This is a genomic window from Mycobacterium appelbergii (assembly GCF_032883035.1).
GTDB lineage: Bacteria > Actinomycetota > Actinomycetes > Mycobacteriales > Mycobacteriaceae > Mycobacterium > Mycobacterium appelbergii.
The window spans coordinates 363547-376704 of the sequence record NZ_JAMQTH010000004.1; the positions used below are offsets into that span (position 1 = coordinate 363547).

Consider the following 13158-nt stretch of genomic DNA (forward strand, 5'->3'; position numbering starts at 1 on the left):
CGCTGAGCGGAGACGCTCAGAACGGCTCCTCGGTGCCGCCCGGATTGCAGCCGGTCGCCAGCATTTGATCCGGGGACACCTCCGGGCGCCACGGCTCGATGTTCCAGCTGCTCTTGCCGGGCTCGGCGAATTCGGCGAAGTCCCAATGGCACACGAACTGCTCATACATGCCGGGCAGGTCGGCATCGGGCGCGGCGGCGAGCACCTCGGCCCAGGCCTGCACCGCGGTGCCGGGCTGACGGGCCAGTTGCCTGGCCGCCTCGGTCGGGTAGATGCGAAGGCTCGACAGGTCACCCCACTTGGCCCACTCGACATGGTCGACGAGCGGGGCGGTGGGATCGGCCACAGCGACCGGGGCGAGCGCCAGTGCCCCGGGCATGACCAAGCCCGCCGCAACGATCGCGGCGATCCGGGGACGCATGGGGGCTACCGCGACTTGCCCTGGATTTCCAGCAGCTTCGGCCGGACATCGACAAGGTAGACGCCGGTCGCGCACGCCGCGATGGCAGCGCCGAAGGCGTCACGCAACAGAAGCTCCAGCAACAGTGCCACCCCGAGGATGGCCAGCCACACCGGCTTGGTGAGCTTGCCGGTGGCGGTGTAGGCGTCGGGCCGCTGCATGGCCGCATGCACGAAGGCGTAGACCCCGACGACGAAGACGAGGACGACCAGGGCAAAAACAATGACGCCCGCAAGGTTGGCAAGTATCACCTCACCACCCTATGCGGGCGACATCGTCATCGTCGAACGAGCGGGGCAAACCCGCCGGTCCAACCGCTTACTTCTGGGTCACCTTCTTGGCCGGAGCCTTCTTGGCCGGCGCGGCCTTCTTGGCGGGAGCGGCCTTCTTGGCGGCCGGTGCAGCCTTCTTGGCCGGGGCCGGAGTGGCCTTCTCGGCAGGCTTCTTCGGCAGCTCGACACCGACCAGCTTGGCGGCGCGCTCGCCGACGGCGCGGGTCTGCGTCGCCACGGTGCCCAGCGCCTCCTGGGTCAGCTCGACAGCCTGGTCGGTGTAGCCCTCGACCCGGGTGGCGGCCTCTTCGAGGCCCGGCTGGTTGCGCAAGCGCTCGAGGGCGGCCTCGCCACGCTCGACCAACTTGTTGTACGTCGCGGTGGCCTGGTCGGCGTAGCCTTCGGCGGCCTTGCGCAGTTCGTCGGAGTTCAACTTCTCGCGCAGCTCGCCGAACTGGCCGGGCAGGTCTTCCTGCAACCGGTTCAGCCGGGCGCGGCTTTCCTCGACGCGGGTCTCGGCGTCGGTGCGGGCGTCCTCGGCGCGTTCGCGCAGGCTGGCGACGATCTCGTTGACGGTGGCCAGAGCCAGATCGGCGGCACCCACCGCGGCGAGCAGCGGAGCCTTGAGATCCTCGATGGTGGGCTGGGTCTTGTCAGTCATGGTCGAATTCCTTTCCACGGATGGTGTTCAGAGTTGCTGAGTGTTATCGGATGGTCGGTGCGGTGTCATCAGTCGTCGACTCCTCACCTGCGGCGTCGTTCTGTTGGCGGAACGACGTGTAGATGTCGAGCAGCACCTGCTTCTGCCGCTCGGTGATCGCCGCGTCGTTGATGACGGCGTCGCGGACCTCGCTGGGCTCACTGGGTTCCAGAATCCCGGCGCGGACATAGAGCACTTCCGCAGAAACCCGCAGTGCCTTGGCGATCTGGTTGAGCACGTCGGCAGAGGGTTTCCGCAATCCCCGTTCGATCTGACTGAGGTAGGGATTGCTGACGCCGGCCTTTTCGGCCAACTGCCGCACCGATACTTGCGCCGCCTCGCGCTGAGACCGGATGAAGCTTCCGATGTCCTGCGCAGCGCTGGAGACAACCGCCGCCAGATTCTCATCTTGCGCCATGTGTGACCCCCTCGTGCGTCGGGTATCCGTTAACGACGGATTTCACGCTACGACGGGGTGCTAACTTTTGCAAGCACTAGTTAGCGCAGGTCAGAACAGTAGCTGAGCTATCGAATAGATGATCAGCCCTGCCAACGAACCCACCACGGTGCCGTTGATCCGGATGAACTGCAGGTCACGGCCCACATGCAGCTCGATCCGCCGGCTCGCCTCATCGGCGTCCCAGCGCTCGATCGTCTCGGTGATGATTGCTGTGATCTCGGTCCCATACTGGGCGACCAGGTGTTTTGCCGCCCGCACGATCCAATTGTCGACCTTGTCGCGTAGCTCGTTGTCCTCGCACATCGACTCACCGATGTGCATGACGGACTCCGCGATCCGGGTCCGCAGCGCCGAGGACGGGTCGTCGACGGATTCCAGGATGATCCGCTTGGCGGCGCTCCACGCGCTCTCGGCGGCCCGCGCCACCTCTTCGCGGGCCATGATCTGTTCCTTGACGTTCTCGGCCCGCGCAATCGTGGCGTCGTCGTTCTGCAGATCGTCGGCGAACTCGAACATGAACCGGGTTGCCGAACGCCGCACCTCATGATCGGGGTCCCGACGCACCTTGTCGGTGAAGTCCATCAGCTCACGGTGGATACGGTCGCCGACCAGATGATCCACCCAACGCGGCGACCAGGTAGGCGAATCCCGTTCGATGACACGCTCGATGACCTCACCGGAATTGAGCGACCATTGGAACGCGCGATCGCACAGCAGCTGGATCAACGCCTCCTGCTTGCCTTCGGCCAGCAGTGTGGACAACACCCGGCCGATCGGTGGTCCCCACTGCGGCTCGGCGATGCGCTTGATGATCATGCGGTCCAGCACGTGCTGCACGTCCTCGTCGCGCAGCATCTCCACCCCAACCCGCAACACCGTCGACGCTTCGGCGGCGACCCGTTCGGCATGGGAACGGTCGGACAACCACTTGCCGACGCGGCCTGCGACCTCGGCGTCGCGCAACTTGGTCTCCACCACCTCCTGGGACATGAAGTTCTCCCGCACAAAGGTGCCCAAACCCTCGCCCAGCTGGTCCTTCTTGCGCTTGATGATCGCGGTGTGCGGGATCGGAATGCCCAGCGGGTGCTTGAACAGTGCGGTCACCGCGAACCAGTCGGCCAGGGCGCCGACCATCCCGGCCTCGGCAGCGGCGCGGACATATCCCACCCACGGCGCGGCGCCGCGGGATTGCGCCCAGGTGCACAGTAGGAAGAGGATGGTGGCGCCGATCAGGAAACCCAGCGCCACGACCTTCATCCGCCGTAACCCGCGGCGGCGCTCGGCATCGGCGGCCGAATCCGCGCCTGCCAACGTCTCGGCGAAGCTCTGCCGTGGGGCGGGCAACGCGCGCAAACCGGCGTCTGATCTATGTGCCACAGGTCCATCATCCACAGCCGCACCAGTCTGCACCGGACGCACCACCGGCGAACCACCGTATTATCGAGTTGAACTAGGGAATGGGACTACTGCAACAGTGGCACAGCAGACTCCGCCGGTGGCGGCGAAGACCGATGGACGTAAACGGCGCTGGCACCAACACAAGGTGGAGCGTCGCAACGAGTTGGTTGACGGAACCCTGGAAGCCATCCGGCAACGAGGCAGCAACGTCAGCATGGACGAGATCGCCGCGGAGATCGGCGTCTCGAAGACCGTCCTGTACCGGTACTTCGTCGACAAGAACGACCTCACGACCGCGGTGATGATGCGCTTCGCGCAGACCACGCTGATCCCCAACATGGCCGCGGCACTGTCCTCGAATCTGGACGGATTCGACCTGACCCGCGAAATCATCAAGGTCTACGTCGAGACGGTGGCCAACGAGCCCGAGCCCTACCGGTTCGTGATGACCAGTAACTCAGCGAGCAAGAGCAAGGCAGTCGCCGATTCCGAGCAGATCATCGCGCGCATGCTCGCGGTCATGCTGCGTCGCCGGATGGCCGAGGTCGGCATGGACACCGGCGGCGCCGAGACGTGGGCATTCCACACCGTCGGCGGCGTGCAGCTGGCCACCCACTCGTGGATGTCGAACCCTCGGATGCGCTCGGACGAACTGATCGACTACCTCACCATGCTGTCCTGGAACGCATTGTGCGGCATCGTGGAGGTCGGCGGCTCGCTGGAAAAGTTCAACGCGCAACCGCATCCGTCGCCGGTTCTGCCGGCACAGCTGCTTGACTAGGCGGATGGCTGAACAGAACGACCTGCCGTCCCAGTGGACCCACGAACCGCACGTCCATCTCGCATTCCGGCCCGGCGACAAGGTCGCCGACATCAAGACCGATCACACGCCCGGATTCCGCGGATCCAAGTCCGACGCGCCTGCGCTGCAAGCCGACCGTAACGACCGGCTCGCCGAACTGCAGGAGATGCTCTACGCGCGCTCCAGGAGCGGCGACGATACGCGCTCGGTGTTGCTGGTGCTGCAGGGCATGGACACTGCAGGAAAAGGCGGAATCGTCAAACATGTTGTCGGAGCGGCGAATCCGCAGGGCGTCAGATACACCAGCTTCGGTAAACCCACCGAGGAAGAGCGCGCGCACCACTACCTCTGGCGGATTCGCAATGCCCTGCCGCCCGCCGGGCACATCGGGGTGTTCGACCGCTCGCACTATGAGGACGTGTTGGTCGTGCGGGTACACAACCTGGTGCCCCCGGAAGTGTGGGGCTCGCGGTACGACGAGATCAACGCCTTCGAACGCGAACTGGTCGACGCAGGCACCACGCTGGTGAAGGTGGCCATGTTCGTCTCGCTCGACGAGCAGAAGGACCGGCTGTCCGAACGGTTGGAACGCCCGGACAAGTACTGGAAGTACAACCCCGCCGACGTCGACGAGCGTCTGCTCTGGCCGAAATACGAAGAGGCCTACCAGGCGATGCTCGACCGCACCTCCACCGACTACGCACCGTGGCACATCGTGCCGTGCGACCGGAAGTGGTACAGCCGCCTGGCCATTACCGAACTGCTCATCGAGGCCTTGAAAGGGCTCGACATGTCCTGGCCACCAGCCGATTTCGACATCGAGGCAGAGAAGAAGCGGTTGGCCGACTCCTGATCTGCGCCGAAGAGAAAGCTACTTGACCAGGGTGAACTGGCCGACGTTGGTGATGCCGCGACGGAAGAAGTCGGCGCAACCGGTGAGGTACTTCATGTACCGGTCGTAGATCTCCTGGCCCTGCATGGCGATGGCCTCGTCCTTCTTGGCCTCCAGGTTCGCCGACCACATGTCCAGCGTGCGGGCGTAGTGCGGCTGCAGCAGATGCGTGCGCTCCAGCGTGAAGCCCGAGTCGTCGGCGAGCTTCTCGATGTCCTCCACCGCGGGCAGCTGCCCACCCGGGAAGATCACATCACCGATGAACTTCATGAACTTGAGGTCGCTGATCGTCAGCTTGATGCCGTTGTCACGGAAGAACTGCTGGGTGTGCGCCAGGATCGTGTGCAGCAGCATGCGGCCGCCGTTGTCGGGCAGGATGCTGTAGGCACGCTCGAAGAACACCGGGTAGCGCTCGGCCTTGAATGCCTCGAACGCGCCGATCGAGACGATCCGGTCGACCGGCTCGTTGAACTCTTCCCAGCCCTGCAGCCGGATCTCCACGTTGCGATTGGTCTCGACCTTGGCCAGCCGCTCCCGGGCGTAGTCCGACTGCGCCTTGCTCAGGGTGATGCCGATGACGTTGACGTCGAATTCGGTGAGTGCCCGCTCCAGCGCGCCGCCCCAGCCACAGCCGATGTCGAGCAGCGTCATGCCGGGTTTGAGGTCGAGCTTGCCCAGCGCCAGGTCGAACTTGGCGTTCTGCGACTCCTCCAGGTTCATGTCCTCGCGCTCGTAGTAGCCGCAGGTGTAACCCATGGTCGGCCCGAGGAAGAGGGCGAAAAAATCGTTGGAGATGTCGTAGATCGACTGCGATTCCTCGTAGTACGGAGCTAGTTCGGACTCGACGTTAGACATTCGAAAAATTACCCTTTGCGTTTTCTTCTACTGACGGCGCCCGACCGGGCCGACGCGTGAAACCGCGCAGACTCCAAGACCGGGCCAGTAGGCCCTGGAAATTAGAGTAGCTAAGCCGGTCTCAGAGTGCCAGCGCGGGGTGCTATCAGTACTTGTAGAAGCCCTGCCCGGACTTCTTGCCGAGCTGTCCGGCCTCGACCATGCGCAGGAGCAGGGGCGGGGCGGCGTACAGCGGTTCCTTGAACTCTTCAAACATCTTGTCCGCAATCAGCTTTAGGGTGTCCAGACCCACCAGATCCGACAGCTTCAGCGGCCCCATGGGGTGTGACAGCCCGGCCACCACAGCCTTGTCGACGTCCTCGATCGTGGCGAAACCGCCCTCGACCATTCGAATCGCCGACAACAGGTACGGAATCAGCAATGCATTGACCACGAAGCCGGACCGGTCGGCACAACGGACGACCTGCTTACCGAGGACCGCACTGGCGAACTCCTCGGTGCGCGCGGCTGCGGAATCGCTGGTGACCAGGTTGGTCACCAACTCGACCAACGGGAGGACCGGCACGGGATTGAAGAAGTGCAGGCCCAGGACCCTGCTGGGGTCCGACGTGGCGGCGGCCAGTTTCATGATCGGAATGCTCGACGTGTTCGACGCCAGCACGGCGTCCGGGTCGGTGACCACGGCGTCCAGGTCGGCGAAGATCTTGCTCTTGACCGCCTCATCCTCGATCACCGCCTCGATGACCAGCTGACGGTCGGCCAGGTCGGCGAGGGTGGTGGTGAACCTCAGCTTCGCCAGGGCGGCGTCCTTCTCCCCCTCGGTGACCTTGCCTGCACTGACGCCGCGTTCGAGCGACTTGGTGATCCGGTTGCGCCCGGCCGTCACCAACTGGTCGGTGGTCTCGAAAACCAGGACGTCAACGCCGGCTCTCGCGGACACCTCGGCGATGCCTGCACCCATCTGACCGGCGCCGATGACGCCTACTCGCTCAATTGAATTGCTCACGTCTTCACTTTCGTTTCGATCCATGCAACAGGCCCCGCCCAAGGTTTGTGGGCGGGGCCTGTCGTGTCAACTCCTGTCAGCACCGGAGAAGGGGATCAGTGGAACTGGCCCTCTTCGGTCGAACCGGCCAGCGCGGTGGTCGAGCTGGTCGGGTCCACGGTGGTGGCGATGCGGTCGAAGTAGCCCGCACCCACCTCACGCTGGTGCTTGGTGGCGGTGTAGCCGCGCTCCTCGGCGGCGAACTCGCGCTCCTGCAGCTCGACGTAGGCGCTCATCTGGTTGCGGGCGTAGCCGTGCGCCAGATCGAACATCGAGTAGTTCAGGGCGTGGAAGCCGGCCAGCGTGATGAACTGGAACTTGAAGCCCATCGCGCCCAGCTCCTTCTGGAACTTCGCGATGGTCGCGTCGTCCAGGTGCTTGCGCCAGTTGAACGACGGCGAGCAGTTGTAGGACAGCATCTGGTCCGGGAATTCGCTCTTGACGCCCTCGGCGAACTTCTTGGCGAGCTCCAGGTCCGGGGTCCCGGTCTCCATCCAGATCAGATCCGAGTACGGCGCGTAGGCCTTGGCGCGCGCGATGCACGGCTCCAGACCGTTCTGGACGTGGTAGAAGCCCTCGGCGGTGCGCTCACCGGTGACGAACGGACGGTCCCGCTCGTCGACATCGGAGGTGATCAGGGTGGCGGCCTCGGCGTCGGTGCGCGCGATGACCAGCGTCGGCACGTCTGCCACGTCGGCAGCCAGGCGGGCCGAGGTCAGGGTGCGAATGTGCTGCTGGGTCGGGATCAGCACCTTGCCACCGAGGTGACCACACTTCTTCTCCGAGGCCAGCTGGTCCTCCCAGTGCGAACCGGCGACACCGGCGGCGATCATGGCCTTCTGCAGCTCGTAGACGTTGAGCGCGCCACCGAAGCCGGCCTCGCCGTCCGCGACGATCGGGGCGAGCCAGTTCTCGATGGACGTGTCGCCCTCGACCTTGGCGATCTGGTCCGCGCGCAGCAGCGCGTTGTTGATGCGGCGCACCACCTGCGGCACCGAGTTGGCCGGGTAGAGGCTCTGGTCGGGGTAGGTGTGGCCCGAGAGGTTGGCGTCACCGGCGACCTGCCAACCCGACAGGTAGATGGCTTTCAGGCCGGCGCGGACCTGCTGGACGGCCTGGTTGCCGGTCAGTGCGCCGAGGGCGTTGACGAAGTCCATGTCGTGCAGCTGGTCCCACAGCACCTCGGCGCCGCGACGGGCGAGCGTGCTCTCCTCGACCACGTGGCCCTGCAGGGCGACGACGTCGGCCGGGGTGTAGGTGCGGGTGATGCCCTTCCAGCGTGGGTTGTGGTCCCAATCGTGCTGGATCTGTTCAGGTGACTTCGGGGTGCCCACGGTCGACATCGGCTGCTCCTTCGGGTTGCGAGTCGCTGCCTCATTGTTTGTTAACACCTCGGCAGCTTCACTGGTGTGCTAACCCGACCATGGCACAGTCCATATGCGCAGGTCCACCCGTTTCGATTGCCAATTTTCGCCAAACAGCAGAGCCAACTTGCAAAGTTTGCGAAGAAACATGATGGCTGTACCGTTTCAGAAGCTACTGACGGGTAACAGATTTACGCAGGTCAGTACGCTCGTACTGTTAAACCGGATGGGTCAGAGCGAGAAGAGCGAAGCGACGGCTTTCGTCTCGTCGCCGACGGCATATGTGAGCGTTGTAACAGCCCGGTCGACGAGGTCATCGCCGAATCTGTCGGTCGACCCCGCGGGGTGCACGTGGGAGAGAATCTCCAACTTCTCCCCCAGCGCGACCGGAGCATCGTGCTCGATCGTCACCCGCAGTGGTCGCTCGAGGAGCTCGGGACTGTTGTGCAGATAGTCCTCGATGACCGTCCAGTAGACGGCGTTGTTCATGTGGTCGAACATGTCGATGTCGGACACCCGCACGGGGTACTCCCGGATCTGCGCCGCATCCTCCCGGCTTCCCGCCCGCAGGTACGGCTTCCACCGCAGCCGGTCGACGTCCGTCGTCCGCCGCAGACCCGCCAGGAAGTCGTCGGCGATGCGCGACGGTCCCTGCGTCTCCCGGTTGATGTTGATCCAGAACGCCTCGGATTCCATCAGTCCGCCCTTGCGCCCGTCGATGCGCACCCGCATCTCACACCACCGGTTCGAGGTTCCCGAACACCACCGGCGCAGCCGCAGCATGTCCTGAAACTCGATGGGTTCGATCAGGTCGATCATCGTGCGCCGCACTATCCAGGCGGGGTGGGTCTCCTCGAAACCGAGTTGGCGAAGGTGGTCCTGGCCGATGTCCTGGATATGACGGGTACCTGCGTCGAACCGCAGCCGCCCGTTGCGGTCGACGTCCCCGACGCGCAGGGGCCAGCCGGTGTCGTAGACATCGGGATGGGGATCGGGTACCGGCATCATGGCCTTCTTCAGACCAGTGCTCGATTTCGCCGCGGTTTCCGTCATCGTGACCTCCCCAGTCGCTCTGCCTAGGCCGATCATGCCAGGCAGCCCGACACTGCCATAGGGAGGAATCTGCCAAGACTGCGAAGCATCCCTTTGCAGCGTTGTTAGGCTGGTTGACGTGGCAAAAACATTTGTCGGGTCGAGGGTCCGGCAACTACGCAGCGAGCGCGGTTTCAGCCAGGCGACGCTCGCCCAGATGCTCGAGATCTCACCGAGCTACCTCAATCAGATCGAACACGACGTCCGGCCGTTGACCGTGGCCGTCCTGCTGCGCATCACCGAGGTGTTCGGCGTCGACGCCACCTTCTTCGCCTCTCAGGACGACACGCGTCTGGTCGCCGAGATGCGGGAGGTGACCCTGGACCGCGACCTCGGCGCCGAGGTGGATCTCACCGAGGTCGCCGACATGGTGGCGGCCTACCCGAAGCTGGCCCGCGCGATGGTCAATCTGCACCGCCGGTACCGGTTGACCACCACCCAGCTCGCCGCGGCCACCGAAGACCGGTTCTCCGACGGCAGCGGAAGCGGCTCCATCACCATGCCGCACGAAGAAGTGCGCGACTACTTCTATCAGCGGCAGAACTACCTGCACGAACTCGATACGGCCGCCGAGGAGCTGACTGCGCGGATCCGGATGCACCGAGGTGACCTGGCCGGCGAGCTGACGAACCGGCTCACCACCGTGCACGGCGTGCACGTGGTCCGGCGTATCGACCTGGGCGATACCGTGCTGCACCGCTTCGACCCGGCCACCAAGACCCTCGAGATGGGCAACCACCTGGGTCGCGGACAACAGGTGTTCAAGATGGCCGCCGAGCTGGCGTATCTCGAACACGGCGAGCTGATCGGCAAGATGGTCGACGAGGGCATGTTCACCAGTGACGAGTCGCGCACCCTGGCCCGGCTCGGCCTGGCCAACTACTTCGCCGCGGCCGCGGTGCTGCCCTATCGACAGTTCCACGACGTCGCAGAGAACTTCCGCTATGACATCGAGCGGCTCTCCGCGTTCTACGCGGTCTCCTACGAGACCATCGGACACCGGCTGTCCACGCTGCAGCGGCCGTCGATGCGCGGCGTGCCGTTCTCGTTCGTTCGCGTCGACCGGGCCGGAAACATGTCAAAGCGACAGTCCGCCACTGGCTTTCACTTCTCATCATCGGGCGGAACCTGTCCGTTGTGGAACGTTTACGAGACATTCGGCAACCCGGGGAAGATTCTGGTGCAGATCGCCCAGATGCCCGACGGGCGCAACTACATGTGGGTGGCACGCACCGTGGAGCGCCGCGCGTCGCGGTACGGCCAGCCCGGCAAGACGTTCGCGATCGGCCTCGGTTGCGAACTACGCCACGCGCACCGACTCGTGTACTCCGAGGGGCTCGACCTGTCCGGGAACGTGACCACACCGATCGGGTCGGGCTGCCGGGTCTGCGAACGCGACAACTGCCCGCAGCGGGCCTTCCCCGCACTGGGCCGCGCACTGGATCTCGACGAGCACCGGTCGACCGTGTCGCCGTACCTGGTGAAGCAGTCCTGATGGCCGCCCCTGTGACAGACTCGATCGGGTGAGCGCACTTGAGCCGGCCCGCATCGCGCCAGGAGGATTCCGGGAATTAGGCCCGATCAACTGGGCCATCGCCAAACTCGGCGCGCGTGCCATCCGGGCACCCCGCTTCGCATTGTTCAACGTCCTCGGTCAGCACAAGCTGCTGTTCCTGGCCTGGCTGCCGTATTCCGGTGTGCTGCTGGGCCGGCTCGGCGCATTGCCCCGGCGGGACGCAGAGTTGGTGATCCTGCGCGTCGGACATCTACGTGGCTGCGAGTACGAGCTGCAGCAGCACCGGCGCCTGGCCCGCAGCCGCGGCGTCGACGCCGACGTTCAGGCCAGAATTTTCGAGGGTCCCGACGCCGAGGGGCTCACCGACCGGCAACGCGTACTGGTCACCGCCACCGATGAATTCGTCATCACCCGGGGCGTGTCACCGGAGACCTGGTCGGTGCTGGCACGACACCTCAGCAAAAAGCAGCTGATCGAGTTTTGTTTGCTCGCGGCCCAATACGACGGACTTGCGGCCACCATCTCCACACTCAACGTGCCACTGGACTTCCCGGACTGAGTATCTAGCGCCGGACCGGCGGGTCAGTGGCGAGTTGCTTCACAAGTGCATCGGTAGACGGCTCGCGAGCCGGTCTATCTTGAGCAGTTCCTTACGGCGAGCGCCGCTGCCACTTGTGCCCCTGTGCACCGTGTCCCCTAACGATCCATCGGCTCACCCGCCGGCCCCGGCCGGCTTGTGTCCGAATTCTGCGGTTCCATCTGGCTTGTCGGCGCCGGTTGAATCGGCCCTGATGGCCAGATCCATGGAGGCGCTGGAAAGTAGATCCAGTGGATCAGCAGAGAGACCCGCGTTGGCCCCGATGTGTTCGCGCACCGCATTGTCCGAGACGAATGGAGTTCTAAACCGAACCTCCAAGCCGTCAAGCGAACTCACACCGACATCAGTAGGCGCACCAATCAGACTCGCCGCCGAATCCGTCGAGAATTCACCCAGCACTGCCACTGCCGATTCGCGGGTACGAACGGAGAAGCACACCCGTAGCGCACAGTTGTCACGCGTGCTAGTCGGGATGCTGTCAGCGGTCGGCCTTTGGGTGCTGAGAATTACCAGGATGCCAGCGGACCTTCCTCGCTTAACCAAGTCCCGAACGATGGCATCAATCTCCGCGCCAACGGCTTTCGACTCCTTTGAGGGGAAAGACCGGGCATCCAAATACCATTGGCACTCATCGATGACGACAACCACAACGGGATGCAGCCGGCTGGGTCCAGCAGACCAAAGGTCCGCGTGGCCATATAGCGCGCGCGCTTTGCGCAAGCGTTCGAGCATCAACATCTGCACGTCCTGCAAGGCATCTCGGACCGTCTCGAGCTCCCCAGCAGCGTCGCCACTGATATAGCGATAGGCCCGCCAGGCCAGCACCTCCAAGTCATAGCCCTGCTTGCCGTCAATCAGAAGCCATTGGATGTCGTCTCGTTGGGCCAGCGAAGCGAGTGCGAGTGTCAGCCAGTTGCTCGCGCCACTGCCAGGGATTCCGCCGACGACTACCCCACTCAGATTGCGGCAGGATCTCGCAATCGAGCGGCCTTGCTCGTCGACGCCGAGCGGCAATTCCCAATCGCGTGAACGCGGAACCGATGAAAGCTCATTGGGTGTGCCGAGCGGGTCCCGCACCCGCAACTGCAATTCGAATGTCCCTGGGCTCGGCTCGGCCACTGCCACTTCTGGCACCCGCAGCGCGGAGCTCAGTTGACCGCAGTGACGCTCCCAACCATCGCGGCTTTGGCCAGGCGCACCATCCACCGTCACCGCCAGCCCATATGGCGCCTCGCTCACTCCAACCACAGTCGGTGTGTATCGAACTGAGCGCCGGTCACTCCACGCGACCCCACTCACGACGCCCCGCGCTCGAGCAGAGCGCGTTCTCCGCAGATCGGCATCGACACACAGATCCAAGATCTCCATCAGGTCCGCCCACTTGTCGCGTTGCTGGACGATGGAAGATGCGAAATACAGTTCCGCCCCGAACATCGCGAAACGCCGATGACGCCGGAAACGCATCGCGGCAACTATCGCAGCGCCCAGCACTGCCGCGCATGCCAACCAAAACAGGAGATTGCCGAACCCAGTCAAAGAGGCAATCCACCACGCGATACCCACGATCCCCGTGATAACTACGATCCGACGAGCACGCACGGTTCGACGTCCTCTCTGCGCCTCCGGCGACGTTCCGGCGCATTCAGATGCCGGCGCCACCAGTCGTTCTCAATTTCAACGAGCGTCGACTCGTCCGGAACTGCC

General features: G+C 64.3%; 14 protein-coding genes. 4 read left to right on the top strand and 10 right to left on the bottom strand.

Annotation, left to right across the window (positions count from 1 at the left end; translation table 11 throughout):
- Nucleotides 1–16: 16 nt before the first annotated feature.
- The 5 genes from M1247_RS11860 to M1247_RS11880 all read right to left on the bottom strand — a co-directional run bounded on the left by M1247_RS11860 (nucleotide 17) and on the right by M1247_RS11880 (nucleotide 3269).
- Nucleotides 17–421 carry a DUF2599 domain-containing protein gene (locus M1247_RS11860; protein WP_317156503.1) on the bottom strand — a complete coding sequence of 135 codons (405 nt, stop codon included), beginning with the start codon at nucleotides 419–421 and terminating at the stop codon, nucleotides 17–19.
- 5 nt (nucleotides 422–426) lie between these two features.
- A complete protein-coding gene (locus tag M1247_RS11865) occupies nucleotides 427–711 on the bottom strand; it encodes a DUF2516 family protein (RefSeq protein WP_317156504.1) in 285 nt (94 codons plus the stop codon).
- A 67-nt stretch (nucleotides 712–778) separates the two neighbouring features.
- A complete protein-coding gene (locus tag M1247_RS11870) occupies nucleotides 779–1393 on the bottom strand; it encodes a heparin-binding hemagglutinin (protein WP_317156505.1) in 615 nt (204 codons plus the stop codon).
- 43 nt (nucleotides 1394–1436) lie between these two features.
- Nucleotides 1437–1850: a helix-turn-helix domain-containing protein gene (locus M1247_RS11875; protein WP_317156506.1), complete on the bottom strand. Its 414-nt coding sequence runs from the start codon at nucleotides 1848–1850 to the stop codon at nucleotides 1437–1439.
- A gap of 90 nt (nucleotides 1851–1940) precedes the next feature.
- On the bottom strand, nucleotides 1941–3269 hold the full coding sequence (locus tag M1247_RS11880; protein WP_317156507.1) for a DUF445 domain-containing protein: 1329 nt from the start codon (nucleotides 3267–3269) through the stop codon (nucleotides 1941–1943).
- 97 nt (nucleotides 3270–3366) lie between these two features.
- On the opposite strand from M1247_RS11880, the gene M1247_RS11885 reads away from it, so the two are divergent.
- Together M1247_RS11885 and M1247_RS11890 are read left to right on the top strand one after the other, a co-directional pair.
- Nucleotides 3367–4071, top strand: a complete 705-nt coding sequence (locus tag M1247_RS11885; RefSeq protein WP_317156508.1) for a TetR/AcrR family transcriptional regulator — start codon at nucleotides 3367–3369, stop codon at nucleotides 4069–4071.
- 4 nt (nucleotides 4072–4075) lie between these two features.
- The gene (locus tag M1247_RS11890; protein ID WP_317156509.1) at nucleotides 4076–4945 is read left to right on the top strand and encodes a polyphosphate kinase 2 family protein; all 870 of its coding nucleotides are present in this window, start codon (nucleotides 4076–4078) and stop codon (nucleotides 4943–4945) included.
- An 18-nt stretch (nucleotides 4946–4963) separates the two neighbouring features.
- On the opposite strand, the gene M1247_RS11895 is transcribed toward M1247_RS11890, so the two are convergent.
- From M1247_RS11895 to M1247_RS11910, 4 genes are all read right to left on the bottom strand, one after another.
- Nucleotides 4964–5839 carry a cyclopropane mycolic acid synthase family methyltransferase gene (locus tag M1247_RS11895; RefSeq protein WP_317156510.1) on the bottom strand — a complete coding sequence of 292 codons (876 nt, stop codon included), beginning with the start codon at nucleotides 5837–5839 and terminating at the stop codon, nucleotides 4964–4966.
- Between the two features lie 145 nt (nucleotides 5840–5984).
- Nucleotides 5985–6845: a 3-hydroxybutyryl-CoA dehydrogenase gene (locus M1247_RS11900; RefSeq protein ID WP_317156511.1), complete on the bottom strand. Its 861-nt coding sequence runs from the start codon at nucleotides 6843–6845 to the stop codon at nucleotides 5985–5987.
- A 95-nt stretch (nucleotides 6846–6940) separates the two neighbouring features.
- Nucleotides 6941–8227, bottom strand: coding sequence for an isocitrate lyase (gene aceA, locus M1247_RS11905; RefSeq protein WP_317156512.1), 1287 nt, complete (start codon nucleotides 8225–8227; stop codon nucleotides 6941–6943).
- 252 nt (nucleotides 8228–8479) lie between these two features.
- On the bottom strand, nucleotides 8480–9301 hold the full coding sequence (locus M1247_RS11910; RefSeq protein ID WP_317156513.1) for an acyl-ACP thioesterase domain-containing protein: 822 nt from the start codon (nucleotides 9299–9301) through the stop codon (nucleotides 8480–8482).
- A 118-nt stretch (nucleotides 9302–9419) separates the two neighbouring features.
- Between M1247_RS11910 and ramB the strand changes: the two genes are divergently transcribed.
- Entirely contained in the window at nucleotides 9420–10835 is a 1416-nt protein-coding gene (ramB, locus tag M1247_RS11915; RefSeq protein WP_317156514.1) for an acetate metabolism transcriptional regulator RamB, read from the top strand.
- 28 nt (nucleotides 10836–10863) lie between these two features.
- Nucleotides 10864–11415, top strand: coding sequence for a carboxymuconolactone decarboxylase family protein (locus tag M1247_RS11920; RefSeq protein WP_317156515.1), 552 nt, complete (start codon nucleotides 10864–10866; stop codon nucleotides 11413–11415).
- Nucleotides 11416–11568: 153 nt separating this feature from the next.
- On the opposite strand, the gene M1247_RS11925 is transcribed toward M1247_RS11920, so the two are convergent.
- A complete protein-coding gene (locus M1247_RS11925) occupies nucleotides 11569–13017 on the bottom strand; it encodes a cell division protein FtsK (RefSeq protein ID WP_317156516.1) in 1449 nt (482 codons plus the stop codon).
- Nucleotides 13018–13158 lie beyond the last annotated feature (141 nt).